Genomic DNA, 24,790 nt, shown 5'->3' with positions numbered 1-24,790 from the left:
CGGGCGTCGCGAGCCGGTGAACCTTTGCGGTCGCGGCACCAGCCACCGGTGACACACCATCAGGCCTCGCGTACGACGAGACGGCGAGGCCGACCATCCCGAAGGGGGACTCCATGCGCATCCGCCCGGCCGTCGCCGTCACGTCCCTGACGACCGCCCTTGCCGTGTCCGTGATTCCGGCGACCGCCCAGGCGGCGGACCGGGCCGCGTCCGGCGGTACGGCGTTCTCGGACGTCGTCGTCAACGGCGGCAAGGACGTCGTGCTCGGCCTGACCACCAGAAAGACCGTCACGATCACCTGGACGGCCGAGGACCCGGACGGCGTCGCCGCGTCCTGGGCCTACCTGTGGCACGGACCGAACACCGACGACGCCGACGGCATCCTGCCGCTGTACCCGCCGGCGGGTACGTGCACCGCGGCCTCCGCCGACCGCACCACCGTCACCTGCGAGGTGAGCTTCGCCGTGGACGCCGCACGGGACGTCCGCCACAACGGCCTCGCCGGCACCTGGAAGGTGCTCGCCGGAGCCCAGGACACCAACGACGACTGGACGGAGACCGACGTCGCCGGCACGGCCCGGATCCAGCGGCTGGCCAAGGTGACGGTGAACGCCTCGCCCGAGCCGGTGAAGAAGGGCGGGACCGTCACGGTCACCGGCAGGCTCACCCGCGCCAACTGGGAGAGCGGCGGCTACACCGGCTACCAGGGGCAGTCGGTACGGCTGCAGTTCCGCAAGAAGGGCAGTTCCGCGTACACCACCCTGAAGACCGTCACCAGCGGCAGCGGCGGCACGCTGAGGACCACGACCGGGGCGAAGACGGACGGCTACTTCCGCTTCCTCTTCCCCGGCACCGCCACCACCGGCCCGGCCACCGCCGCGGGCGACTTCGTCGACGTCAGGTGACGGACCGCCTCGTCCGGAGGAAAGGCCCGGCCCCGGGTCCGAAGGCAGGACTCGGGGCCGGGGCCGGGCCGGATGCGCCCGGTGCTGCAGGAGATGGGGTCAGCCGAGCAGCTTCGTGGCCAGGGTCGAGGCGTTGTACGAGCCCCAGCCGGTGGTGAAGTCCCAGCCGGAGGCCGCGGAGTAGGCGCCGTTGCTGCCGCTGGTGATGTCGTGGAAGCCGGTGCCGCTCGCCGTGTAGAGGGCGGGGTTGGCGAAGCCGAGGTTGGCCTTGCCCTTCGCCGCGGCCTGCTGGTTGTAGAGCGCCGCGAACGCCGCCCACTCGGGGGCCGCCGCGCTGGTGCCGCCGACCGAGGACCAGGAACCCTGCGAGTAGATGGAGACGCCGGGGCTGGGGTTGGCGTGCGCCGAGACGTCCGGGACCTGGCGGTAGCCGCCGCCCGCGCTCTTCTGGACGGCCGTCTGCCAGCTCGGGATCTTGAAGACGGAGGACTTGCCGCCACCGCCGCCGGACCAGGCCACCTCCTTGCTGAAGGCGTTGGCGGAGGTGACGGTCAGCTTGGTGCCGCCGACACCCGTGACGTACGGGTCGCTGGCCGGGTAGTCGACGGAGGTGCCGCCGTCGCCCGCGTCGTCGGAGCCGTCGTCACCGGAGGCCGCGTAGAAGCCGAGACCCTCGGCGGCGCCCGTCTTGAAGACGGCGTCCACGGCGTTGATGTTGGAGGTGGTGCGCTGGCTCTCGGCGGCGCCCCAGCTGATCGAGGTGGTGGGGATGCCGCTGTCGACGATGGCCTGGTACGTGTCGACCTCGCCGGCGTCGGAGTTGGGGCCCTCGAAGACCGTCACGTTCGCCTTCGGGGCGATCGCGTGCAGGACCTCGATGTCCAGCTCTACCTCGACCTGGCCGTCGCCGAGCGAGCCGGAGCCGCCGTCCACCTTGGACACGGTCGGGGTGGGCGACCCCAGGCTGTAGTTGGTGTCGTACTTGGTGATGTTGGACTGCTGGAAGCCGTCGAACTCCAGCAGCGCGATCTTCTGGCCGCTGCCGGTGTACGTGCTGGAGACGTTGTAGCCGCCCTTGAGCTGGGCGGGGGTGTAGCCGCCGCCGGGGCCGTCGTGCGGGGAGACGGTGTGCGGGGTCGCCTGGTGGTGCAGCTGGACACGGTTGTTGAGGCCCGCCACGTCGCTGACCAGGGAGGCGAGGGAGGACGGGAGGGTCGGCGCGCTGTCGTTGGCGTAGAAGGCGCGGCCCGAGGCGGCGTCCTTCCAGGTCGACAGCTCGGTGCCGAAGGCCTTCTGCAGCTGGGCGGCGGTGCCGCTGGCGTCGACCAGCAGGTTGCCCGAGTGCACCTTGCCGACGGTGACCCCCTGCGAGCGGAGGTAGTCCTTGACCTTCTTCACCTCGGCGTCGGTCCGGCCGAACCGGGCCGCGAACTGCTGCTTCGTCAGGTAGTGGCCGTACGAGGCCGAGTGCGGGTCGCTGACCTTGGCCACGAAGGTGTCAAGTGCCGTACCGCCGCGGGGGGTCAGGCTGATCGCCACCGATATCCGCTGGCCTGCGGCGACCTTGCCGGTGCGGGAGGCGTTGTGCTTGAGGCCGGGCAGGACGTCCCCGGCGACGGCGGCGCGGGCCGTGTGCGGGGCGTCGGACGCGTAGGCGGCGGGGACGACCGCCGTGACCAGGGCCGGCGCGGCGACCAGACCGAGCAGTTTCAGGCGTGACTTCACTGAAGTCCTCCGGTGGGGGGTGGGGGGTGGGGAGGTGTCCCGCGAACGGAATCCCGCGAGCGGAATCCCTCGACCGGAACGGGATCACCGTAGGAACTGCGGCCCTGCCCCCATAAGCGGGGTAACCCTTGCGTTGCGTGTTAACTGCGGGTGTCGAAGGTGCGGGGGACGCGGACGCGCGCGGGCTGACTGATCGTCATGGCCGCTGCCGTGGGGACGGGTTGGTCGTCGTCGACCGCGTCCACCGCCGCTCCGGACGCGATGACGGCGACCGCCATCGCGTGCGCCAGCGCGGTGCGCGAGCGGACGCCGAACTTGCGGTAGACCCGGGACAGCGCACCCTCCACCGTCTTGACACTGATGAACAGCTCCGCGGCGACCTCCCTGTTGGTCGCCCCGCCGCCGACCAGTTCGGCGATCCTCGCCTCCGCGGGCGTGAGTTCGGGCCCGCCGGCGCCCGCCTCGGCGCCGCGCTCCCCGGCCGCCAGCCGGGCGAGCTCGTCCCGGGCCCGGGACGCGAGCGGGGCCGCGCCGATCCGGGTCGCCGTCTCCAGGGCCTCGGCGAGCGCCTCGCGGGCCGCGTTGCGGCGGCGGGCCCGGCGCTCGACCGCGCCGAGTGCGATCAGGGTGCGTGCCAGCTCGACGGGGAGCGGGAGGTGACGGAGGCGTTCGACGGCGGTGCGCAGCCGTACCGCTCCCTCCTTCGCCCGGCCGAGGCCCGCCTCGCGCAGGCCCGCCGCCCGTTCCAGCGCCGCCAGTACGCTGCCGGGCGCGCCGTCCGGCAGCCGCGCGTGGGCGTCGTGGAGCACGGCACCGGCCGCGTCCGTCTCGCCCAGGACGACCAGGGCCTCGGCCAGGTCGGCGTACCAGTGCAACAGGGGAGGGTCGGCGGCGCACATGGCCTCGCCCAGCTCCTTGACGCGCTGCAGCGCCTCGACCGCGGCCGCCGCCCCGTGTGGATCGCCGCCGAGCAGTTCGGCCTGCCCGAGCACCGCAAGCGCGCGCAGCAGGAACAGCCGGTCGCCGTCGGCCTCCGAGGCCTGTACCGCTCGCGCGGCCAGCCGCCGTGCCTCGTCGGCGGCTCCGCCGGTGGTCGCGGCGAGCGCCGCCGCGTACAGCGCCGGAGCCGCCTGGGGCAGGGCGCGCGAGCAGCGGGCCGCGGTGCGCAGCGCCTCCCGGCAGTGCCCGGCGCGGACCTGGATCCGGGTCAGCGCCACCAGGGTCGCCGTCACCTCCTCGGCCCCGGCCGAGTCGCCGATCTCCTGGAGGAGCCGGACGACCTGCTCGCGGGCCTCGGTCACCTGGTCGGAGTCCAGGGCGAGGATCGCCCGCATCCGGATCAGCCGCCTGCTCTCCGGTCCGCCGCCGGCGCCGCCGACCAGGGCGAGCGCCTCTTCCAGCGCGGCGTCGGCGGCGACCGGCTCCCCGGCCAGGGACCGCACCCGGGCGAGGGTGGCGAGCGCCCCGATCCTGGTGTCCGTGTCGCCCGCCGCGGCCGCCTGCCGTGCCGCCCGCCGGGCCTGCCCGGCCGCCTCCGCCAACTCCCCGCAGAGCAGCCCCCGTACGGCGGCCCAGTGGTGCAGCCGTGCCTCGGAGCGCGGATCGCCGGCCGCGTCCCGGAGGCCCTCCGCGATCAGGTCCTCGGCGCTCTCCAGCGCCTGTCCGGCGCCGAGCAGCAGGACCAGGCGGGCCCGCACCCGCTGTGCCGCGGAGCCCGACCGGGCGAGGACGGTCCCGGCGGCCTCGCCCGCTTCCTCCGGGCGCCCGGCGTCGCACGCGTACTCGGCCGCGGCCAGCAGCCGTTCGGCACGTTCCGTCGGGCGGCCGGCGGGGGTGCGGCGGGCGGCGAGAGCGGCCAGTTCGAAGGCGGCGCCGGGGGAGCCGTCGCCGCGGGCGGACTCGGCCGCGGACATCAGGGTGCGGGCGGTGGCCTCGTCCTCGTACGGGCGGGCGAGCGCGAGGTGGCGGGCCCGCTCCACGGGCTCGGCCGCCGCGCGGGCCAGCAGGGCGTGCGCCTGCTGCCGGCCGTGCTCGGGGGCGTCGGCCTGCACGGCCGCGCGTAGTACGGGGTGCCGGAACCGTACGATCCCGTCGGCGTCGGCCGTCGCGACGCCGAGCCGTTCGGCCTCCGCGAGGTCCGCGGCGGGATCGGGGAGCCCCGCGGCACGCAGCAGGGTGAGGGTGGGGCGGGCGGCGGCGCTCGCGACGAGGAGGGTGTGCCGTACCGTCTCCGGCAGTGAACGGGCCTGCTCCAGAAGGAGGTTGCGCAGTCTCGGGGGTACGGGCGGGGTCGCGCCGAAACCGAGGGTCGCCGGGGCGTGCCGGGCGGCCCGTCCCAGCTCCCGCGCGTACCAGGGGTTGCCCGCGGCGGTCTCCTGGACCGCCCGCAGCAGTGCCGGCGGCAGGTCGGTACCGAGGTCGGCGCGGACGAGGTGGGCCGTCTCGCCGTCGGTGAGGGGCGGCACGGGGAGTTCGACGGTGCCGGGCGGGCAGCAGTGCAGCCGTTCGGGCTGTCCGCCGTCCGCCACCCGTTCGGCGGCGAGCATCCGGATGCCGGGACCTTCGAGACGGCGTACGGCGAAGGCGAGGACCTCGGCGGTCGGCTCGTCGAGCCACTGCAGACCGTCGACGACGAGCAGGACGGGGCCGGTGGCGGCCAGGGCGCGCAACGCGTCGAGGACGGCGACGCGTACCGCGAGACGGCCCCGGTCGTCCGCCGGCTCCGGGCCGCGCAGCAGGGCCGCCCGCAGCGCTGTCCGGGGCTCGGGCGGCAGGGTGTCCAGGCAGCTGTCCGGGACCCGTGCGAACAGGCCGATGAGCCCCGCGAACGGGAGCCGGGTCTCCTCCTCGGCGGGCGAGCAGTGCAGTACGGTGCCGGCCGGCGGGACGTCGGCGGCCAGGGCCCCGGCGAGAGCCGTCACCAGCGTGGACTTACCGATGCCGGCCGGACCGTGGAGGAGCACTCCGGGCCGTGCCGCCGCCTGGACTCGGGCGGCGTCGAGCAGCGCACGGCGCCCGGTCAGAAGCATGTGTTCATGACAACCGTCGATGATCGGCTTGTCAATGACATCGGTCACCTCCCCGACCCGCCCCCGCCCCCGTCCACGTCCGAGCCCGGTCGGTGAGCGAGCCGCCGGTTCACATGGCGCGGGACCGCGGTCCGACGGGGACCGTCACGGTGGCCTTGCCTCCGTCGCCTTCGGTGACGGTGAGCACCGGGCGGTGGCCGCCCGGCCTCCGGTAGTGCCGGAGGCGTCGGGGATGGTGGCGGCGGCTCCGGGGGCCGCGTCGAGGGGAATCAGAGGGCGAGGCCGTCGGTGTGGGGCGGTGGCCCGGACCGCCGCCGGTGCGGGGAGGGCGGGGCCTTGGAGGGCGAGGAGCGCCGAGGCGGCGGTCAGCCCGGCGAGCCGCGCCGTCCGGCGTCTCGCGCGGCCGGGCGGGCCTGCGGTGTGCGTCATGTGCGCCTGCCTGCCAAGTCCCTTGTCGTTGCGTGGAGATGACGTCACGTTGCGAGAGTGTCAAACGAAGAGCATGGCAGCGGTAAGAGATTTCGAGCGATGCCCGACAGACCGAACGGGATGAGGGCGAGGGGAGCGGCGGTTTGCCAACTCGCGGCGCTCATGAGGCTTGGAGGTGCCGGTCGCGGGGCATGGCCCTCCTACCGGACGGCAGGCCCGGTCAGGGCTCGGCAAGAGGAGGGCGTCATGGACGGTCGGATTCGCGTGCGCGTTGTTCGTCGGCCCGCTCCCCGGGGACAGGAGATCGACCGCAGGACGCCTTCCGGGCGCATCCTGCCGTACTAGGAACCCCCGCACCGGCTGCTTCCGCACCGGCTGCTTCCGCACTGGCTGCTCCTGCACTGGCTGCTCCTGCACCTGCTGCTTCCGCACCTGCTGCTTCCGCACCGGCTGCTCCCGCACCGGTCGGTCCCGTGGCGGGCGGGACGGTTTGCGGCCGGTGTTCACGGGGCAGCCGTACGAACCGGTAGCAGGGAGGCGCCGTGACCAACCCACCGGCACCGCACGAGGTGCCCTCCTCATGAACGACGCACCGTCCGGCCCCTTCGTCCACTCCGCCCTGTTCTACGGCGACGAGGACGAGTACCTGGCCGGGACGGTGCCCTTCGTCCACGACGCGCTGGCCGCCGGGGAACCGGTCGCCGTCGCCGTACCCGGGGAGAACCTCCGGCTGCTCCGTGACGCGCTGGGCGCCGACACCGGACCCGTGCGTCTCCTCGACATGCGGCAGGCCGGCCGCAACCCCGGCCGGATCCTCCCCGGCGTAGTGCACGCCTTCGCCGACGCCCAGCCGCCCGGGCGCCGGGTCCGTGTCGTCGGCGAGCCGGTCTGGCCCGGCCGTACGGCCGCCGAGTACCCGGCCTGCGTCCAGTACGAGGCCGTGATCAACACGGCGCTCCGGGGCCGCGAGATCACCGTCCTGTGCCCGTACGACACCGCCCGCCTGGACCCGCGTACCGTGGCCGACGCCCAGGCCACCCACCCGCTGTACCGCATCCCCGGCGTGCCCGAGCCGCACACCAGCGTCGCCTACGCCCCCGAGGCCGTCTTCGCCCGCTACAACCGGCCGCTGCCACCGGCCCCTTCCGTGGCCTTCGCCTTCGACGCCGGTTCCCTCCCCACCGCCCGGCACTTCGCGACCGCTGAGGCGGCCCGCCTCGGCCTGACCGGCGTCCGTCTGCACGACCTCGCCCTGATCACCGCCGAACTGACCACCAACAGCGTGGTGCACGGCGGCGGTTCGGGCACGCTGTGGGTGTGGGGGGAGGGGGAGTACGTGGTGTGCGAGGTGGCGGACAAAGGGCATCTGACGGACCCGCTGGCGGGGCGCCGTCCCGCGGCCCGGGACCAGCCGGGCGGGCGGGGTCTGCTGCTGGTGAACCTGGTGGCGGACCTGGTGCGCGTGCACACGGGGACGGCCGGCACGACGATCAGATGCCTGGTGGGGCGGGGCAGTTGACGACCGGCCCCGGGCCTGCCCGTCAGGCGGCCAGCGGGTCCAGCACCAGCGGTTCGATGCGGCCCTCCAGCATCGCGCCGATGCCCTGGACGACACACACGTCAGGACGTTCCGCGATGTGCACCGGCATACCGGTGGCCTGCCGCAGCAACTGGTCGAAACCGGGGAGCAGCGCCGAGCCGCCGACCATCATGATCCCGCGGTCGGCGAGATCGGCGACCAGGTCGGGCGGGCAGTCCCGCAGCACCTTGCCGATCCCGTCCAGCACCCCGGTGAGCGGCGTCTGGATGGCATCGCGTACGGCGGCGGTGTCGACCCGCACGCTGCGGGCGAGACCGGTGGCCACGTCCCGGCCGTGGATCTCGGTGGAGGCCGGGCCGTGCGGGGTGAGGCCGTTCCCGGACAGGGCGAGCTGCAGGGGCCGTACCGACTGGCTCGGCAGCATCAGCTCGTGCTCGTGCCGCAGGTGCTGCACGATCGCGTGGTCCACGGCCTCACCGCCGACCGGCATCCGCTCGGCGCACACGATCGACCCGAGGGAGAGCACCGCGACCTGGGTCGCGGCGGCCCCGCAGACCAGGATCATGGTCGCTTCAGGGCGCTCCACCGGCATCCCGCACCCCACGGCGGCGGCGATCAGCGTGTCGACCAGCTCCACCCGCCGCGCCCCCAGCCCCACCAGCGTCTCGATGGTCGCGCGCTGGGCCAGCGGGTCGGCGTCGTGCGGGGTGCAGGCCGCCGCCCGCAGCCGGGGCTTGCGGCGCAGCGAACGGCGGATCTTGTCGCCGAGCAGATGACGCAGCATCCGCTGGGCGATCTCGATGTCGACGACGCTACCGCCCGAGATGGGGCGCACGACGCGGATGTAGTCGGGCGTCCGGCCCGTCATCTTCTCCGCGAACTCACCGACGGCGATCAGGGCGCCGGTCCGGGTGTTCACGGCGGCCACGGAAGGCTGGTCGACGACCAGGCCCATGCCCTTCACGTACACCCGGGTGCGGGCGGCCCCCAGATCGACGGCGAAATGGCAACGGCGCAACTGCTCCAGACTGACGGTCACGGCAGATCCTCCCGAGTGCGCGGGCCGTACGGGGTGGCACCGCCGGTCGGCGGCCTGCTTCGCATCCTCCGGGGGATCCGGACGGCGCGCCTTCGGGGGAGGGCCGGGCGGGGCGCGGCTGAATGGGGGGTTTCCCGACTACAGGGTGCGGGCGGCTGCCAGGAGGGGACGCAGGCCCGGTTCGCCGCCGACGTGGAAGAGGGGAACGTCGGCCTGCCGGGCCGCCTGCCGTTCGGCTTCGGTGGCGCCGACCATCAGACACTTCGAGGGACGGACGCCGAGGTGCACAGGGCCCGCGACACCACGTGCCGGTCGGGCATCAGCGGTGAGTGCGGCCCGTCCCGGCCCGTGGACGCCTCCGTGCAGACGGCCGGGTCATGTCGTTTCGGCAGCCCCTGAGGCCCAGCTCAGCCGTACCACCAACTGCCCCTCGGCCGCGCCCTTGGCGATCACGGCACCCGCCTCCGCGGTCAGCTTCACCCCGAACTCCAGCTCCACCGAGTCGGGCCGCAGCGCGCCGTCCCGGAAGACCCGCAGCGCGGACTGGGCCGCCGCCCGCACCCCGTCCAGGGCCCCCTCGAAGGAACGGGCCGCCTGCGCCGCCGGTCCCGTACCGCCGTCGCGGGACACCGGACGGCTGCCGGCGACGCCCTCGGCCGACTCCACGAGGACGACGGCACCGTCCTCGGTCCTGAACTCCATCATTCTCGCCATGGCGCCCTGGCTCCCCCGTGTCCTCGACCCCGTAACCGGTCCATTGTGTCCGGAGGCGACGCCCCTTGTCCCGGCGCTGTGGCGGAAACCCGCCCGGGCACCTTCCCGCCAGCACCGCTCAACACCCGTGCGGCACCGGCGCCGTGACACTCTTCCCAGCGCTCGACGCACCTGATCGCGTCCTTCGAGAAGAGGCGTGGATGAGAGACGACCAACCATCGGGCGTGGGGCGGCCCTCCTGTCCGCGGGTCGCGTACGTCTCGCTGCGCGCCTCGGCGAGCGACGACCGGGGCGGCTCGGTCATCCAGGAGATCGTCCGGGCGGTGGGGGTGCGGTGACCCGGTTCCGGGGGTGACCCACGATGCCCCGGATCACCCCCAGCTCCACCAGGTCCTGCGGCCGGATCCGCAGCTGGCCGGCGGTGGCCTCGACCTCCTCCGGGGGGCGCTTGAGGATCGCCGCCGCCAGTTCCGGGGCGATGACCGAGAAGTAACTGTCGGGCGTGGCCCAGGTGTTGCCGGGTGCGGCCAGCGCCAGCGCGCCGCCCGAGCCGCCCTCGCCGATGACCAGGGTGGTGATCGGCGTACGGGCGGAAGCCACCGCGCCGAACAGCTCCGCGATCGCCGCGCCCACGCCCTGCCGTTCCGCCTCGGCGTCGTTGGCGGCGCCCGGGGTGTCGACGAGGGTGAGCACGGGGATCCCGAGGCGGTCGGCGAGCCGTATCAGACGGGTCGCGGTCCGGTAGCCGGCGGGCCGGGTCGCCGTGCCGGTCTGCGCGGCGAAGGCGACGGTACGGCCGTCCCGCTCGCCGAACCCGCACAGCATCCCGCCCGGATCCGCGCCGCCGCACCGGTCGCCGACGAGGGCGCCCCGGCGGTCACCGAACCAGGCGTCCAAGTAGGCCAGGGCACGCGGCCGCCGCGAAGACCGGGCCCGCTGGACGGCCTGCCATCCGGTGGCGGGCAGGCCGGTGCTGGGCAGCCCGGTGTCACCCAGGCCGGTGTCGCCCAGGCCGGTGTCACCCAGGCCGGTGTCGCCCAGGCCGGTGTCGCCCAGGCCGGTGTCACCCAGGCCGGTGTCACCCAGCCCGGTGTCGCCCAGGCCGGAGTCACCCAGGCCGGAGTCACCCAGCCCGGTATCGCCCAGGCCGGAGTCACCCAGCCCGGTGTCGCCCAGGCCGGTGTCACCCAGGGCGTCCGGCGGGTCCGCGGGGGCCGTGGCCGGGTTCGTGAGGAGGTGCAGCCACAGCCCGAGCGTCGCCTTCAGCTCTTCCAGCGGCACCACGGCGTCCGCCGACCCCGCCGCGAGCTGCGCCTGGGCCGTGTACGCCGCCGGGTCCGCGTCCGGCGGGCGGACCCGGGAGCCCGCGAAGCCCACCTGCGCCCCGGGCAGTGCCAGGATCACATCGGCACCGGCGCCCAGGGTGGCCCAGCCGCCGCCGGTCGTCGGATCGCGCAGGACCGCGATCTGCGGCAGCCCGGCCTCCCGGGTGAGCGCCGACTGCCGGGCCACCCGCTGGAGTTGGGACAGGGCGAGCATGCCCTCCTGCATCCGGCTGCCGCCGGTGGCTACCAGCGGGACGACCGGGAGCCGGTGCCCGCGGGCATGCGCGTACGCCGCCTCCAGCCGGTCCCCGGTCCGCTCGCCCAGCGAGCCACCGAGGAACCCGAACTCGAACACGATCAGCACGGCCGCCGTGCCCTCGACGCGCGCGGTGCCGACGACGACGGACTCCGCCTCGCCGGTGCGCCCGGCGGCACGGGCGCGCGAGGCGTCGTACCCCTGCCAGCCGAGGGGTCCGTCGGGCCGGGACTCCCGTGCCGGGTGCGGGAGTTCGGCGAAGGTGCCGGGGTCGGCGACGAGGTCGAGGAACTGCCGGGCGGAGAGCCGGTGCGGCCGGTTCTCAGACACCCAGGGACCGCTTCATGATCTTCCCCATGTCGTTGCGGGGGAGCGCGTCCAGGTAGCGGACGACACGCGGGCGCTTGTGCGGGGCGAGCCGGCCGGCCACATGGTCCGCCAACTCACGCTCCCCGGGCGGGGACTGCGGATCCGCCGGGACGATCCAGGCGACGATCCGCTCGCCCAGATCCGTGTCCGGCTCCCCGGTGACGGCGGCCTCCCGCACCCCCGGATACTCCAGGAGCGCGTTCTCGATCTCACCGGCCCCGATCTTGTAACCGCCGCTCTTGATCAGGTCGGTGGCCTTGCGGCCGACGATCCGCACATAGCCGTCGGGCTCGCGCACGGCCATGTCGCCGGTCCGGAACCAGCCGTCGGCGGTGAAGGCGGCGGCGGTGGCGTCGGGCCGGTTGAGGTACTCGGTGAACAGGTTCGGACCGCGCACCTGGATCTCCCCGACGGTCTCCCCGTCGAACGTGGCGATCGCGGTCCCGTCCTCTTCCACCAGCCGCAGCTCCACCCCCGGCAGCGGCACCCCGACGGTCCCCGCCCGCGCCTCCCCATCGGCCCTGACGCTGGTGTTCATCAGGGTTTCCGTCATGCCGTACCGCTCCACGACCCGCCGCCCGGTCGCGGCCGCGATCCGCTCGTGGTCGTGGACGGGCAGCGCGGCCGAGCCGGAGACCAGCAGCCGGGCCCGGCCGAGGGCCTTCGCCAGCGCGGGGTCGTCGGGCAGGGCCTCGGCGATCCGGTGGTACATGGTGGGGACGCCGAACAGCATGGTCGCGCCCTCGGTCAGTTCGCGGGTCACCCCGTCGGTGTCGAACCGCCCGAGGTGCCGCACGGAACCACCGCGCCGCAACGGCCCGAGAATCCCCAGCACCAGCCCGTGCACATGGAACAACGGCAGCCCGTGCACCAGGACGTCGTCGCCGGTCCACTGCCAGGCGTCGGCGAGCGCGTCCAGGGTGGCGGCGAGCGCCCGGCGCGGGATGACGGCGCCCTTGGGCGGGCCGGTGGTGCCGGAGGTGTAGACGACGAGGGCGGGGTCGGTCTCGGTGGTGTGGTCCTCGGGGACCGGGCCGACGGCCCGCACGTCGACGTCGATACGCGGCAGGGCGGCGACGGCTGCCGGGAGTTCGGCCCCCGGTGCGGCCAGCACCACGGCTGGCGCGCTGTCGGAGAGGATGTGCGTGAGTTCCTTGTCGCCGGACTTGGGGTTGAGCGGCACGGCGGCCCGGCCGGCGAGCAGGGTGCCGACGACGGCGACGGCCGTCTCCAGCTCCGGGGTCGCCCAGACGGCGACCCGGCCGGCGTCCCGGACCTGGCCGGCGAGGGCGCCCGCGGCGGCGGCGAGCTGCCCGTACGTCAGCGACCGAGCGCCGAACCGCAGGGCGACCTTCCCCCGGACTTCGTCCGGGGGAACCCCCGTCTCGCTGCGCTCGCCCGGACCGTCCACCAGGGCCGGAAACAGAAGGGACACGCGACGACTCCTCACCGGTCGGAACCTCGACAACCCCTTCCTACACCAGCCACCCCCTCCGGAACCGCCCCACCCGCACTCCGGCCCTCGGCCTTGATCACACTGTCCGGTCGCCCACTCACCGGCCGACAAGCCCCCATGAAGCGACGACACGCGCCGCCCTCTCCGGTTTCAGCAGCCGTTCCCGCCGGGGCCGCCGAAGAACAGGTAGGTGCCCCAGTCGGACGCCGTGTTGTTGGTGATCTGGACCGAGTAGCAGGGGCCAAAGACCGATCCGGCCTCCGACAGGGTCGCGTACACCGCGCCGCCGGTCACGGGGTTGACGGCTGCCGCCCGTTGGTACGCGGCCTTGCGGAAGCCCTCCCTGGCGTGCAGCCCGGAACCCATCGGGGGCCACGTGGACAGAATGGATCCGGCCTCGCCGCCGAACTTGGCGCGGGTGGCTCCGGTGGTCAGCGGCCCGTTGTTGAACCACGAGACCGGGTAGCAGCCGATCGGATGGTCGTCGAAATAGAACCACCACGCGTTGTTGGTGAGATAGAAACCCATCTTGTACTCGACCTGGGTTCCGCCCTGCTGCGAGACCAGCAGGGGGGCTCCCGGAGTCACATAGGGGTTGGCGACAGGAAGGAACGCGCCGCCCTCCAGGTTGTAGAAGGAATGGCCGGTGTGGTAGCTCTCCCGGGTCGCGAAGACGAAAAGGTGGGGTGTGGCGTTGCCGTACCGGGAGATGTCGATATGCCAACCGCATTCCACTGTCTGCAGGAGGGTGCCTTCCTGTCCTGCGTAGTACCACTGCTGGCTGAAGGTCGACTGCCCGCCGCCGGCGAATGGGCTCCACACATTGACCTTGCTCGACCCGCCCAGGGATTTGATGTTCTGCTCACCGGTTGCGTATCGCTTCGGGTATGGTTCCCCGCCCAGCTCGACCGTGTCGGGTGCAGTGCGCTCGATGAGGTGGTTCTTCCCCGAGAAGGCCGCCAGGTTCGGGAATTGACACAGTCGCGACAGGGTGGTGCGGTACAGCGGCGTGGTGCCGGCGGGAAAGGCCCGAGCGGTCTCGGGATCCTGCGGGCGCGGGTGCACGATCTCCCGCGATCTGGGGTCCGGTGGCGTCGGCTCGCCGGCTTCGGCCACCTGAGGCGGACCTTCGGCGGGTGCGGCGGCGAGACCGCCCCAGCGCTGCGCGGCAGGGTGCCGGTCCTCAGGGACGCAGTCGATGACCTGGCCGTCGGTTTCGACGAAACTTTCGACGGCGTTCACGCCCCTGTACAGATCGATGACATACGCCTTCATCTCCTCGAAGGCGGATGCGCTTTCGACGGCGGCGCCGGGAAATTGGCGCACTTCTTCATATCTGGCCGACGCGACGGATTCGAGGAATTCATTGAAGGGGTGCGGGGAAACAGTAGCGGTCATGGGGTGACGCTCCCGTGTAGGAATGTGGTGGCCGAGTGATCGGCGGCCGGATCGTCGGAATTGCGTACCGGCGGCACGTCGGTGACGACTCACTTGTCCTCAAGGTAATCTGGCCGCCTATTCCCCGCATACGTCCATTCGAGTGGTTCCAGGGGGTGTTTCAAGTGGTTGCTGAGGCATTTTCGTAATAGAGGTGAGAGGGAGGCGGCGCCGGCCATTCGGCGGCCCGAAGAAAGCCCGACGTCCGTGCTGCCCTCCGCCACGGCCCGCACGGCCTCGTCCGCGGAACGCACCGCGTCCTCCAGGAGGTTCAGCACGTTCCCCGCCGAAAGCTTCTCGGCGGTGTAGTACCGGTAGCCGGTAGCCGGTGTCCGGGTCGACCCGGGCGGGCCGCAGCAGATCCGGCTCGTCGTACCGGCGCAGCGCCTTCGGCGACAGCCGGCAGGCCTTCGCGAAGGCGTCGATGGTCAGCCACTCCATGCCGTACCTCGGGTTCCTCGGCGTCTGCCACCGATGCCGGGGCTTCACCGAAGGTGAAGGTCAACGGGGCGGCCGCGGTTGCGGTACGGCAGGCAGGAGTGGTTAGCCTGCGGCGGAACGGAAAACCGCCCGTCAACAGGACAAGGGAGCCCCCGCCGTGCCCCGAATAGCCCTCGCCACCTACGATCCCGGCGCGGAGCCGAGCAAGGACCAGGATCTGCCGGTGCTGCTGCGCGCGCTGACCGCCGCGGGGGCGGACGCCGTCGCCCGGCCCTGGGACGACCCCGACGTGGAGTGGGGCGCCTTCGACCTGGTCGTCATCCGCTCCACCTGGGACTACAGCTGGCGCACGGAGGAGTTCCTGCCGTGGGTGGAGCGGGTGGGGAAGGCGACCCGGATCGCGAATCCGGCCGCCGTGGTCCGCTGGAACAGCGACAAGCGGTATCTCGGTGATCTCGCGGCGGCCGGTGTGCCCGTCGTGCCGACCCGGTATCTCGCCCCGGGCGACCCGGTCGAGCTGCCGTCCGACCGCGACTTCGTCGTCAAGCCCACCTTCGGCGCCGGCGCCCGGTTCGCCGCCCGCTACACGCCCGGCGAGCACGGGACGGCCGTACGGCACCTGGCCCGGATGCGTGACGAGGGGCTGACCGCGATGGTCCAGCCGTACGTCGCCGGGATCGACGTCGGCGGCGAACGGGCGCTGCAGTTCTTCGGCGGGCGGCTGCTGCACGCCAGCCGCAAGCGGGCCGTCCTCACCCCGGGCACGGCGTACGACGCGGACAAGGTCGCCCACCCCGAGCTGGAGCGGTGGAACCCGACCCCGGCCGAACTCACGGTCGCCGAGCGCGCGTTGGCCGCCGTACCGGAGGCGCCGGAGCTGTTGTGCGCCCGGGTGGACCTGGTCGACGGGGCGGACGGGCAGCCGCAGGTGATGGAGCTGGAACTGGTCGAGCCGAACCTGTTCCTGTTCCTGCACCCGGGGTCGGTGGACGTGGTGGCGGAGGCGATCCTCAGCGCGGCTCGTCGATGACCGCGGTGCGCTGGAGCAGGCCCCAGGTGAACTCCGCGACCACCTGACGGCCGTCCGGCACTGTGAAGGTGAGGCCCCAGCGGGTGGGGGCCGTGCCCTCCAGGGGGCGGGCGGGGGCGAAGGCGCGGGCGGCCTCGTCGACCGTGCAGGACCAGGGGGTGAGGTCCTCGAGGGTCTCCAGCTTCGGGGCGGGGGCGCCGGGGGCGCGGACCAGCCATTCGTTCCAGACCGTGCCGCCGGGGCCGACCATGACCTCGAAGCGGAGGGTGGGCCACAGGGGGAGCGGCCACTGCCAGGCCAGGCACTCCAGGTCGCCGACGGTACGTCTGGTCTCGGAGCCGGGCGGGCCGAGGACCGAGCGGTAGCGAGACGCCGCGGCGCGGGAGCGGGGTGAGCGGGCCATCGCCTGCCACCGCTTGTTGGCCTCGCGCATGTCCGCGATCGACGCGCCCAGTTCACGCCGGGCGCCCTCGACCAGGTCCGGGTTGTGGTCGGCCATACGGCGCAGCAGCACCAGCTGGAAGTCCAGTCGCATGCCACCCATGGTGCACATACCGGCCCACGGCTGGTTCCCGGCCATTGCCCGGGCAATCCTCGGTGGCTAGCCTGTGTTCGTCATGCCGATCGCCTGTTGATATCTCGAACGTTCCCGCAGCTTTGACGATTTTGACGATATCTGGCGCTTAGACCCAAGGGAGGGGGCCGGACGTGGGACGCCTTGTGCCTGCCGTGACCCGGGCTCTCGACATTCTTGAGCTCTTCCTCGACGGGGACGGGACTCTCTCCGCCCCCGACATAGTGCGCAGACTCCAGCTGCCGCGCACCACCGTGCACGAGCTGGTGACCACGCTCTCCGCCCGGTCGTACATCGTGCCCGTACCCGGACAGCCCGGACGATACCGGCTCGGCGTCCGCCCGTACCAGCTCGGCAGCCGGTACGCCGAGCAGCTCGACCTCGCCGCCGAGGGCCAGCAGGTCGCCCGGTCCGTCGCCGAGACCTGTGACGAGACCGTCCATGTGGCGATCCTCGAAGGCACCGACGTCATCTACATCGCCAAGGTCGACTCCACGCACGCCGTCCGCATGGTCTCCGCCGCCGGCCGCCGCCTCCCCGCCCACTGCACCTCGGTCGGCAAGATGCTGCTGGCCTCGCTGTCGCAGCAGGAGCTGTCCGCGCGCATCCCCGACGACGCCGAACTCGTCGCGATGACCCCGAACAGCATCACCGAGCCGGACGCGCTGCGCGAGGCCCTCACGGAGATCCGCGCCCGCGGTATCGCCGTGGAGAGCCGGGAGTCCAATCCCGACGTCTCCTGTGTCGCCGCGCCGGTCCGCGACCGTACCGGCCAGGTCGTCGCGGCGATGTCCATCTCCGTCCCGATGATCCGCTGGAGCGACGAGCGCCGCGTCGAGCTGGAGCAGCTCGCGGCCAAGGGCGCCGCCGAGCTCTCCGAGCGCCTCGGTCACCGGAGCGTGGCATGACGACGGCGCACACGCCGCACACGCCGCACACGGCGTACGAGGTCGCGGTGGCGGCGGAGGCGACGCTCGGCGAGGGCCCGACGTGGGACGCGACGACCGGCCGCCTCCTCTGGATCGACGTCCTGGGGGCGCGGATCCACACGTACGACCCGGCCACCGGCCGCCGTACGATCCGTACCGCCGAGCAGCACATCGGTGCGGTCAAGCCCCGCGCGAACGGCGGCCTGGTCCTCAACCTCCGCGACGGCGTCGGGCTCCTCGACCCCGACGACACGTTCCGCTGGCTCCACCGCGAGCCGGTTCCCGGCCGCCGCGCCAACGACGCGGCGGTGGCGCCGGACGGCTCCCTGTGGGCGGGCACGATGCGCTACGACGAGACGGTGGGCGGTGGCACGCTGTCCCGGGTGACCGGCGACGGCTCGGTCACGACCCTGCTGCCCGATGTCACGGTCAGCAACGGAACGGGCTGGAGCCCGGACGGCAGCCGCGTGTACTACGTCGACACGCCGACGCGCCGGGTGGACGTCTTCGACTACGACGGCGAACTCCCCGCCAACCGGCGCCCGTTGGTGACCATCGAGGAGGGTGCCGGGTTCCCCGACGGGCTGACGGTCGACGCGGAGGGCTGTGTGTGGGTGGCGCTGTGGGGCGGGGGAGCGGTGCGCCGCTACACGCCTGACGGCGACCTGGACCGGATGATCAGCCTGCCGGCGTCGCTGACGACGGCCTGTGCGTTCGGCGGCGCCGACCTGACGGACCTGTACGTCACGACGGCACGGGTGGGACTGGAGCGGCCGCATCCGACGGCGGGTTCCCTGCTGGTGATTCCGGGGGCCGGGAAGGGAGTCGCCCAACCGGCGTTCCAGGGCTAGCGGTTGCCTCGACCGTCCATGCGGCTGCGGGTGCGGCTGCGGGTGCGTGGGGGCTGATCGCGCAGTTCCCCGCGCCCCTTGCGGGGCGCTGCACAGCCGCGTCTACAGAACCCCCGCCGCCTTCAGCTCCTCCGCGGTCAGCGGGGGGCGGGTCAGCTGCGGTCTCAGCGGGCCCACCAGCGCGCCCAGCACCACACCCGGCGCCAGCAGCACCTCCGCGCCCCGCTCCAGTGCCGTCACGTCCGTCACCCGGCGGGCGATGCGCCCGTTCCCCGTGGCCGTGTACATGAGTCGGGACACGTACGCGGCCAGGACCCGGTCCCGGGCCGTCGGCCCGTGCTCCGTCGCCCCCGGATAGAACACGTCCTGTCCGACGGCGAGGTCCCAGGCCGCCCCGACCGGCCGGGCGGCCGCCTTCTGGACGCGACGGGACAGGCCGGGTGTGCCGAGGCCGTGGCGCCGTGTCGACTCCCGCAGGAGCAGTGCGCTCTGCGCGCCCACGGCCAGTCCGTGACCGTAGACGGGGTTGTACGCGGCCAGGGCGTCGCCGAGGACCGTGAAGTTGTCTGGCCAGGCCGGCATCCGTTCGTAGAAGTACCGGCGGTTGACGGTGGCGCGGGTGAAGGCGACGTCGGACAGCGGCTCGGCCCGCCCGAGCAGGTCGCCGATGAGCGGGTGCCGCAGCCGCTCGCGGGCGAACGGGATGAAGTCGTCGGCGGAGGAGGTCGGTTCGCCCCCGCGGGTGCCGTTGAGGGTGACGATCCAGCGGCCGTTCTCGATGGGCAGCAGGAAGCCCGCCCGGCCGGGACCGCCGTCCCGCGGGTCCGGCTGCACGTTGACCACCGGGAAGCCGGCGCGGGCCTGCTCGGGTGCGAGGTAGAGCCGGCTGGCGTAGGCGACACCGGTGTCGACCTCGCGGCGCTCCGGCGCGGGCAGTCCGAGGGCCGCGAGCCAGCGGGGGGCGCCGGAACCCCGGCCGGTGGCGTCGACGACCAGGTCCGCCTCGACGGTCCGCTCCCGCCCGTCGCGGTCCCGCACCCGGACCCCGGTGACCGCCGCCGCGTCGCCCGTGAGCCCGAGCACCTCCGTGCCCCCGACCACCTCGACGTGCCCGTCCGCGAGGACCCGCGCCCGGACCGTCGCGTCCAGCAGGTCACGCCCGGCCAGGAGCACGTGGTGGGACTCGGGCCAGCGCCGGAACCAGCCGTGCGCCGAGAGGACGACCATGTCCGTGGTGACCGGGGCACGGCGCGCCCCGGCGTCCAGGAGTGCCGCGGTGATGCCCGGCAGCAGTTCCTCCATCGCCCGTACCCCGCCGGACCAGAGCATGTGGGCGTGCCGGGCCTGCGGAAGTCCCTTGCGGGGCGCGGGCGTCTCGGGCAGTTCGTCGCGTTCCACGACGACGACCCGGTCGGCGAGGCCGGCCAGGGCCCGGGCCGCGAGCATGCCGGTGTGGGATCCCCCCAGGACGACGGCGGCTCTGGCGGGGGAGGGACGTTCACTCATGCGTGGACATGCTCTCTGCCTGGACGGCCGCGCGGGTGCGTACCGCCGTGATCTCGTCGGGGTGGCGCAGAACCTCGGAAACGGCCTGGATCTCCTGGAGCAGATACGAGGTGTCGGTCTCGCCGGTGCCGCCGTCGGCCGGGGCGTGCCGTCCGTTCTCGACGGCCTCCAGGATCGTCACGGCGGCGGCGAGGGACTGTGCCCGGCCGGGCTCGTGGCCGAGGGCGAGAGCGGCGTCGTAGGCCCGGCCGCGCAGGTTCTCGTCGAGGAACCGGGACTGTTGCAGGAGCGTGTCGCGGATGTACGTCTCGCGGCGGATCAGGCGCATCTCGGCGGTGGCGCGCAGGGCGAGCGGTTCGCGACCGCCCGCGACGGTCCGCATCAGCTGGGCGAGCGGCTTCAGCCCGCGGTGCTGGCGGCGCACCAGCCAGCGGTCGTGGAAGTACTGGCCGGCGTGCGGGACGATGAAGCCGATCGCGACGAACGTGGCGGCGATGCAGGCGGCCGACGGTGCGATGTTGGCGTTCAGCCAGTCCAGGTCGTGGCCGGTCCAGCGGGCCACCACGGCCGTCAACTTGGCCGCGCTGAAGAGCAGGTTCGTCGCGTAGCCGATAGCCAGGAACCTGAGCCCCCAGCGCAGCCAGGCGTCGAGGCCTTCGGTGCGGATCCAGTTCCACACGAGCCGGGTCGTGATCGTGCAGGCCACGGTGTGCGCGAGGAGGTAGAGCAGGATCTCCTCGCGCATGAACGGCGTGCTCGCGTAGTAGGTGTCCAGGTTCCGGACCTGTTCCACGGGCACGTCGGCGAGCGCGAACAGCACCCACAGGGCGACGACCACGGCCGCGTAGACGGAGACCACCCGGCGGGTCGCGCGCCGTGTCTGCTCCCGGCGGTCGGTGTGGCCGTTGCGCCAGTGCACGACCAGCAGCAGCCAGGACGCGGACAGCGCGGTGATCAGGGAGTACACCAGGGGTGCCGCGATGTTCGGCACGCCGGTGACCCGGTTCGTCCAGGCGATGGTGCCCGGAGCGGCGAAGGCGAACACCGCGCAGGCGAACAGCAGCAGGCCGCCGACGGCACGCAGCAGCGGGTCCCGCCACAGTTTGAGGATGCTGGGCAGCTTGATCACCAGGGCCGCGGTCAGCACGATGCCCGGGAGCCAGAAGGAGATGTACATCCCGGTGAAGAACGCGGCCGGGCCCTCGGCCAGTCGGGAGGACGTCACCGCGCTCCGCCTTCACGCCTGCGGTAGCCGAGGGACCGCTGGACCGGATTGGGCGGAGCCTCGCCGCCCCGTCCGGGCAGGAAGGACCGGAGCGCGGCCGCGAGCCGGTGCCCGAAGTCGTCGGCCTCGGCCTCGTCGGCTTCCCGGGAGCCGTTGCGGGCGGCCACGGTCAGGGCGACGGAGTCCCAGCCCGGCCGCCCGGCGAGAGCGTTCGCCGCGGCCGCGTGATGATGCGTGTGACGTGCGTGCATGTGCCACAACTCATGTCCCAGGATGACCAGTTGTTGTACGGTCTCGGCCCGCTCCTCGACGATCACCAGGTCGAAGTCCCGGAACTCCACCCACAGTCCGGTGACCTCGATCTCGTCGGGGAACCGTTCGAAACGCAGCTCTACGGGCCGGCCCTCGCGTCTGAGGCTCATCTCCGCGCACAGCGCCCGGCACAACTCCCGTACGTCGGCGGGGGTCCGCGGTCTGGCGCCGACGGCGGCGGTGAGGCCGGCGGCGAGCCGGCGCATCTCCGCGGTCGTCCGGGAGCGCCGTGCCGCCGTGTTCGGCCGGGGGTGCCGCAGCCCGGCGGCGATCCGGGCCCACCGGTGCCACGCGCCGGCCAAGTCCATCGCTCCCCCTTCGTACCGCCCCGACGGCGGTCACCGCGCTGCGTCGGCCCGTCCGAGATTACGCGTCCGGATGTGTCCGCGTCATGCCTTCCGGTACCGGTGGTTCACCCGACAACGACCTTCGGCCGCAGGAATATCGGGCCGGACCCATTGACGCGGAAGCGCTTCGATTTTACGGTCCGTTCGAAGTTACGGGCGTGAGTCGATATCTCGAACAAGACGGCAGATCCTCGAAGGTAAGGGCAGGCAATGGGACGACCTGGCCTCAGTCGCAGGCACCTACTGGGCACGGCAGGCGGATTGGCGGCGGCGGCGAGCTTCGGCTTCGCGGCCCTCGGCACCGGAGCCGACGCACTCACCTCCACCGCGCGCACCCGCGTCCGCTACTGGAACCTCTTCAGCGGCGGCGACGGCTACAACATGATCGCGATGCTGGACGCCTTCCGTAAGGCGCACCCGGACATCGCGGTGAAGGACTCCACGCTCCAGTGGGGCAACCCCTTCTACACCAAGCTCGCCATGGCGGCCGCCGGCAACCGCGCCCCGGACCTCGGCGTCATGCACATCGGCCGGGTCGCCGGCTTCGCACCCGGCCGCCTCCTGGACGCCTGGGACGTCGGCCTGCTCGCCGAGTACGGCCTGCGGGAACAGGACTACAACCCCAAGCTGTGGCAGCGCGGCCTCATCGACGGCAAGCTCTACGCCCTCCCGCTCGACGTCCACGTCCAGCTCTGCTTCTACCGCAAGGACGTACTGAAGAAGGCCGGCCTGCTCGGCGCCGACGACCGGATCGTCCCGGTCACGTCCGTCGACGACTGGTTCGGGGTGCTCAAGGAGGCCAAGAAGGCCACCAGGAAGGGCCTGCAGACCATCGGCCTGTGGATCAACGACCAGAACTTCCAGTGGTGGTTCTTCGTCGCCTTCTACACCCAGCTCGGCGGCACCTGGTTCGACGACACCGACACCGAGGTCACCTTCGACACCGACAAGGCCACCCAGGTCCTGGAGTTCCTGCGCCGGCACGTCACCGAGGGATACGCCGACCCGACCATGGGGTCCGTCGGCGCCGAACAGTTCATCAACGGCGCCCCCTTCGCCTGGGAGGGCAACTGGTCGGTGCCCGTCTACAACGCGGCGAAGCTCGACTACGGCGCGATCCCGCTGCCGCCCGTCTTCGGCGGGCAGGCCACCCACGCCGAGTCGCACTCCTTCGTCCTGCCGCACCAGTCCGACCGCGGCGGCGCCACCGACGAGGCCGCCCACCGACTCGCCGCGTACGTGGTCACCCACGCCCGGCAGTGGGCGGCCGGCGGCCACATCCCGGCGTACACGCCGACCCTGTCGACGGCCGCGTACCAGAAGCTGTACCCGCAGAACGAGTACGTGTCGGCCATGGACCACCAGGCCAACGAGCCCAAGGTGTGGTTCGCGGGCTCCACCGGCATCCTCGCCCAGCGCGTCGGCCCGATCGTCGTCTCCTCGACGCTCGGCTCCGCCAGGCCCGACGCGGCGGCCGGCCGGATGAAGGCCGAGCTCGCCAAGCTGCTCGCGATGAAGAACCCCATGGACGGCAGGACCGCCGCGCAGGGAGGTACGACCGCATGACGACCGCCGAGACCGTTCTCGCCCCGGCACGCGCCAGGACCGCCGCCGACAGCGCCACCGTCCGCCGCCGGCAGGGTTTCCAGCACGGCGGCTGGTTCGTGGCGCCCTTCCTCCTCCTCTTCGCCCTCTTCGTGATCTGGCCGCTGCTGCGCGGTGTCTACCTCAGCCTCACGGATGCCAACATCACCGGCGCGGACGAGAGCTTCATCGGCCTCGACAACTACCGCGAGGCCCTCAAGGACCCGCTGATGTGGGACGCCCTCGGCCACAGCGCCTACTTCACGCTGCTGGTCGTGCCCTGCATCACGGTCCTCGCCTTCCTCCTCGCGATGCTCGCCCACCACATCGAGCGCGGGAAGTGGCTGTGGCGCCTGTGCTTCTTCGTGCCCTTCCTCCTCCCCTCCACCGTCGCCGGCAACCTCTGGCAGTGGCTGTTCAACCCCGGCACGGGAATGATCAACTATGTGTTCGGCATCGACACACCGTGGCTCACCGACAAGTCGTACGCGATGCTCGCCATCGTCCTCGAGACCCTCTGGTGGACGGCCGGCTTCAGCTTCCTGCTCTACCTCGCCGCGCTCCAGTCCATCCCCGCCCACCTCTACGAGGCGGCGAAGCTGGACGGCGCGGGCGCCTGGCACCGCGCGGTCCACATCACGCTCCCCATGCTGCGCAACATCACCGGCCTGGTCGTCGCCCTGCAGGTCCTCGCCTCGCTCCAGGTCTTCGACCAGGCCGTGGTCATGATGGACTTCGGCCCCGGCCCGGAGAACTCGACCCGCACCTTCGTGCAGTACACCCTCGAAGAGGGCTTCACCAGCTACCGCGTGGGCTACGCCTCCGCGATCTCCGTCATCTTCTTCGTGATCATCGCCGCCGTCGCCCTCGCGAGGATGTGGCTGCTGCGCAACCGCACCGAGGAGGCCACCCGATGACCACGGCCGTACAGCGCCGCAAGTCCACCTGGACGCCCAGCCAGATCGTCCTCACCCTCCTCGGCACGGCCGTCTCCGTCGTCTTCCTCGCCCCGCTCGCCTGGGGGCTGTTCACCTCCCTCAAGTCGGAGACCGAGGCCGTCGAGGTGCCGCCGCACTGGCTGCCCGAGCACTGGACGGGCCAGGCGTGGCGGGCCCTCTTCGACACCGGCAACATCACCGACTGGTTCGTGAACTCCCTGGTCGTCTCGGTCTGCGTGACGTCCGTCGTCCTGCTGGTGAGCGCGCTCGCCGGATACGGCTTCGCCCGCACCGAGTTCCGCGGCAAGGGCCCGCTGCTGGCCCTGGTCATGTCCGGCCTCATGGTCTCCCCGGCCGTCCTCGGTGTCCCCCTCTTCACCACCGTCCAGCAGATGGGGATGGTCGACACCTACTGGGGCATGATCCTTCCCCAGTGCGCCCCCGCCGCCATGGTCTACATCCTCTACAAGTTCTTCCAGGGCGTCCCGCGCGAACTGGAGGAGGCCGCCTTCATCGACGGCGCGGGCCGCTGGCGGGTCTTCTTCACGATCGTCCTCCCGCTCTCCCGCCCCTCCCTCGCCGCGGTCGGCATCTTCACCTTCATCGCCTCGTGGAACAACTTCCTGTGGCCCTACATGGTGACCAACAACCCCGACCTGATGACCATGCCGAACGGCATCGCGACCGTCATGAACTCCTACGGCATCCAGTGGGCCCAGCTCATGGCCGGCGGCCTCATGGCGGGCCTGCCGCTGATCGTCGTCTTCGTCTTCTTCCAGCGCCAGATCGTGGCGGGCGTCGCCCACACGGGCCTGGCCGGCCAGTGAGG

General features: G+C 72.7%; 20 protein-coding genes and 1 pseudogene. 9 read left to right on the top strand and 12 right to left on the bottom strand.

Annotation, left to right across the window (positions count from 1 at the left end; genetic code table 11):
- The first annotated feature begins 113 nt into the window (after nt 1-113).
- A complete protein-coding gene (locus AB0N16_RS12815) occupies nt 114-905 on the top strand; it encodes a hypothetical protein (RefSeq protein ID WP_365795894.1) in 792 nt (263 codons plus the stop codon).
- Nucleotides 906-1,004: 99 nt separating this feature from the next.
- Here the strand turns inward: AB0N16_RS12815 and AB0N16_RS12810 are convergent, their stop codons facing one another.
- Together AB0N16_RS12810 and AB0N16_RS12805 are read right to left on the bottom strand one after the other, a co-directional pair.
- Nucleotides 1,005-2,630 carry a S53 family peptidase gene (locus AB0N16_RS12810; protein WP_365795893.1) on the bottom strand — a complete coding sequence of 542 codons (1,626 nt, stop codon included), beginning with the start codon at nt 2,628-2,630 and terminating at the stop codon, nt 1,005-1,007.
- Between the two features lie 140 nt (nt 2,631-2,770).
- Nucleotides 2,771-5,659 (bottom strand): AAA family ATPase, encoded by a 2,889-nt coding sequence (locus AB0N16_RS12805; protein ID WP_365795891.1) that lies wholly within the window; start codon nt 5,657-5,659, stop codon nt 2,771-2,773.
- A gap of 1,009 nt (nt 5,660-6,668) precedes the next feature.
- On the opposite strand from AB0N16_RS12805, the gene AB0N16_RS12800 reads away from it, so the two are divergent.
- Entirely contained in the window at nt 6,669-7,607 is a 939-nt protein-coding gene (locus AB0N16_RS12800) for a sensor histidine kinase (RefSeq protein ID WP_365795889.1), read from the top strand.
- 22 nt (nt 7,608-7,629) lie between these two features.
- Here the strand turns inward: AB0N16_RS12800 and AB0N16_RS12795 are convergent, their stop codons facing one another.
- Nucleotides 7,630-8,667: a rod shape-determining protein gene (locus AB0N16_RS12795; protein WP_365795887.1), complete on the bottom strand. Its 1,038-nt coding sequence runs from the start codon at nt 8,665-8,667 to the stop codon at nt 7,630-7,632.
- A 375-nt stretch (nt 8,668-9,042) separates the two neighbouring features.
- Nucleotides 9,043-9,381: a CU044_2847 family protein gene (locus AB0N16_RS12790; RefSeq protein ID WP_365795885.1), complete on the bottom strand. Its 339-nt coding sequence runs from the start codon at nt 9,379-9,381 to the stop codon at nt 9,043-9,045.
- Nucleotides 9,382-9,581: 200 nt separating this feature from the next.
- Between AB0N16_RS12790 and AB0N16_RS12785 the strand changes: the two genes are divergently transcribed.
- A complete protein-coding gene (locus AB0N16_RS12785) occupies nt 9,582-9,719 on the top strand; it encodes a hypothetical protein (RefSeq protein WP_365795883.1) in 138 nt (45 codons plus the stop codon).
- On the opposite strand, the gene AB0N16_RS12780 is transcribed toward AB0N16_RS12785, so the two are convergent.
- The 4 genes and pseudogenes from AB0N16_RS12780 to AB0N16_RS12765 all read right to left on the bottom strand — a co-directional run.
- A complete protein-coding gene (locus AB0N16_RS12780; RefSeq protein WP_365795881.1) occupies nt 9,682-11,292 on the bottom strand; it encodes a carboxyl transferase domain-containing protein in 1,611 nt (536 codons plus the stop codon). The genes AB0N16_RS12785 and AB0N16_RS12780 overlap by 38 nt on opposite strands.
- Complete coding sequence (locus tag AB0N16_RS12775; RefSeq protein ID WP_365795879.1) at nt 11,285-12,766, bottom strand: acyl-CoA synthetase; 1,482 nt, start codon at nt 12,764-12,766, stop codon at nt 11,285-11,287. The genes AB0N16_RS12780 and AB0N16_RS12775 overlap by 8 nt, the downstream gene beginning before the upstream one ends.
- Before the next feature lie 171 nt (nt 12,767-12,937).
- A complete protein-coding gene (locus tag AB0N16_RS12770; RefSeq protein ID WP_365795877.1) occupies nt 12,938-14,185 on the bottom strand; it encodes a neprosin family prolyl endopeptidase in 1,248 nt (415 codons plus the stop codon).
- Nucleotides 14,186-14,529: 344 nt separating this feature from the next.
- Nucleotides 14,530-14,665 (bottom strand): annotated as a pseudogene (locus tag AB0N16_RS12765) (MerR family DNA-binding transcriptional regulator); the annotation flags it as partial.
- A gap of 157 nt (nt 14,666-14,822) precedes the next feature.
- On the opposite strand from AB0N16_RS12765, the gene AB0N16_RS12760 reads away from it, so the two are divergent.
- A complete protein-coding gene (locus AB0N16_RS12760) occupies nt 14,823-15,695 on the top strand; it encodes a hypothetical protein (RefSeq protein WP_365795875.1) in 873 nt (290 codons plus the stop codon).
- Here AB0N16_RS12760 and AB0N16_RS12755 read toward each other — a convergent pair.
- Nucleotides 15,676-16,230, bottom strand: a complete 555-nt coding sequence (locus AB0N16_RS12755; RefSeq protein WP_365795873.1) for a hypothetical protein — start codon at nt 16,228-16,230, stop codon at nt 15,676-15,678. The genes AB0N16_RS12760 and AB0N16_RS12755 overlap by 20 nt on opposite strands.
- Nucleotides 16,231-16,403: 173 nt before the next feature.
- Here AB0N16_RS12755 and AB0N16_RS12750 point away from each other — a divergent pair, with 173 nt between their 5' ends.
- Together AB0N16_RS12750 and AB0N16_RS12745 are read left to right on the top strand one after the other, a co-directional pair.
- Nucleotides 16,404-17,177, top strand: coding sequence for an IclR family transcriptional regulator (locus tag AB0N16_RS12750; protein WP_365795871.1), 774 nt, complete (start codon nt 16,404-16,406; stop codon nt 17,175-17,177).
- Complete coding sequence (locus AB0N16_RS12745; protein ID WP_365795870.1) at nt 17,174-18,049, top strand: SMP-30/gluconolactonase/LRE family protein; 876 nt, start codon at nt 17,174-17,176, stop codon at nt 18,047-18,049. Before AB0N16_RS12750 ends, AB0N16_RS12745 begins: the two co-directional genes overlap by 4 nt.
- A gap of 102 nt (nt 18,050-18,151) precedes the next feature.
- Here AB0N16_RS12745 and AB0N16_RS12740 read toward each other — a convergent pair whose 3' ends face one another.
- The 3 genes from AB0N16_RS12740 to AB0N16_RS12730 are packed head-to-tail and all read right to left on the bottom strand — an operon-like array spanning nt 18,152 to nt 21,400.
- Nucleotides 18,152-19,555, bottom strand: coding sequence for an FAD-dependent monooxygenase (locus tag AB0N16_RS12740; RefSeq protein WP_365795868.1), 1,404 nt, complete (start codon nt 19,553-19,555; stop codon nt 18,152-18,154).
- Complete coding sequence (locus AB0N16_RS12735; RefSeq protein WP_365796203.1) at nt 19,548-20,732, bottom strand: MAB_1171c family putative transporter; 1,185 nt, start codon at nt 20,730-20,732, stop codon at nt 19,548-19,550. Before AB0N16_RS12735 ends, AB0N16_RS12740 begins: the two co-directional genes overlap by 8 nt.
- A 44-nt stretch (nt 20,733-20,776) precedes the next feature.
- Nucleotides 20,777-21,400: a toxin-antitoxin system, toxin component family protein gene (locus AB0N16_RS12730; protein ID WP_365795866.1), complete on the bottom strand. Its 624-nt coding sequence runs from the start codon at nt 21,398-21,400 to the stop codon at nt 20,777-20,779.
- Between the two features lie 249 nt (nt 21,401-21,649).
- Between AB0N16_RS12730 and AB0N16_RS12725 the strand changes: the two genes are divergently transcribed.
- Genes AB0N16_RS12725 through AB0N16_RS12715 form a run of 3 tightly spaced genes read left to right on the top strand, consistent with a single transcriptional unit; the run spans nt 21,650 to nt 24,788 of the window.
- Nucleotides 21,650-23,005 (top strand): extracellular solute-binding protein, encoded by a 1,356-nt coding sequence (locus AB0N16_RS12725; protein WP_365795864.1) that lies wholly within the window; start codon nt 21,650-21,652, stop codon nt 23,003-23,005.
- Nucleotides 23,002-23,940 carry a sugar ABC transporter permease gene (locus tag AB0N16_RS12720; protein WP_365795862.1) on the top strand — a complete coding sequence of 313 codons (939 nt, stop codon included), beginning with the start codon at nt 23,002-23,004 and terminating at the stop codon, nt 23,938-23,940. The genes AB0N16_RS12725 and AB0N16_RS12720 overlap by 4 nt, the downstream gene beginning before the upstream one ends.
- The gene (locus tag AB0N16_RS12715; RefSeq protein WP_365795860.1) at nt 23,937-24,788 is read left to right on the top strand and encodes a carbohydrate ABC transporter permease; all 852 of its coding nucleotides are present in this window, start codon (nt 23,937-23,939) and stop codon (nt 24,786-24,788) included. The genes AB0N16_RS12720 and AB0N16_RS12715 overlap by 4 nt, the downstream gene beginning before the upstream one ends.
- Nucleotides 24,789-24,790: the final 2 nt, after the last annotated feature.

The sequence above is a fragment of the Streptomyces sp. NPDC051105 genome, from assembly GCF_040682795.1.
GTDB lineage: Bacteria > Actinomycetota > Actinomycetes > Streptomycetales > Streptomycetaceae > Streptomyces.
The sequence above is the reverse complement of the archived record's forward strand: the minus strand, read 5'-3'. Positions and strand labels throughout refer to the sequence as shown.

Coding starts and splice junctions, on each gene's coding strand:
- AB0N16_RS12815 (WP_365795894.1), top strand. CDS start 114: ATGCGCATCCGCCCGGCCGTCGCCGTCACGTCCCTGACGACCGCCCTT.
- AB0N16_RS12805 (WP_365795891.1), bottom strand. CDS start 5,659: ATGCTTCTGACCGGGCGCCGTGCGCTGCTCGACGCCGCCCGAGTCCAG.
- AB0N16_RS12800 (WP_365795889.1), top strand. CDS start 6,669: ATGAACGACGCACCGTCCGGCCCCTTCGTCCACTCCGCCCTGTTCTAC.
- AB0N16_RS12790 (WP_365795885.1), bottom strand. CDS start 9,381: ATGGCGAGAATGATGGAGTTCAGGACCGAGGACGGTGCCGTCGTCCTC.
- AB0N16_RS12785 (WP_365795883.1), top strand. CDS start 9,582: ATGAGAGACGACCAACCATCGGGCGTGGGGCGGCCCTCCTGTCCGCGG.
- AB0N16_RS12770 (WP_365795877.1), bottom strand. CDS start 14,185: ATGACCGCTACTGTTTCCCCGCACCCCTTCAATGAATTCCTCGAATCC.
- AB0N16_RS12755 (WP_365795873.1), bottom strand. CDS start 16,230: ATGCGACTGGACTTCCAGCTGGTGCTGCTGCGCCGTATGGCCGACCAC.
- AB0N16_RS12745 (WP_365795870.1), top strand. CDS start 17,174: ATGACGACGGCGCACACGCCGCACACGCCGCACACGGCGTACGAGGTC.
- AB0N16_RS12740 (WP_365795868.1), bottom strand. CDS start 19,555: ATGAGTGAACGTCCCTCCCCCGCCAGAGCCGCCGTCGTCCTGGGGGGA.
- AB0N16_RS12735 (WP_365796203.1), bottom strand. CDS start 20,732: ATGTACATCTCCTTCTGGCTCCCGGGCATCGTGCTGACCGCGGCCCTG.
- AB0N16_RS12730 (WP_365795866.1), bottom strand. CDS start 21,400: ATGGACTTGGCCGGCGCGTGGCACCGGTGGGCCCGGATCGCCGCCGGG.
- AB0N16_RS12725 (WP_365795864.1), top strand. CDS start 21,650: ATGGGACGACCTGGCCTCAGTCGCAGGCACCTACTGGGCACGGCAGGC.
- AB0N16_RS12720 (WP_365795862.1), top strand. CDS start 23,002: ATGACGACCGCCGAGACCGTTCTCGCCCCGGCACGCGCCAGGACCGCC.
- AB0N16_RS12715 (WP_365795860.1), top strand. CDS start 23,937: ATGACCACGGCCGTACAGCGCCGCAAGTCCACCTGGACGCCCAGCCAG.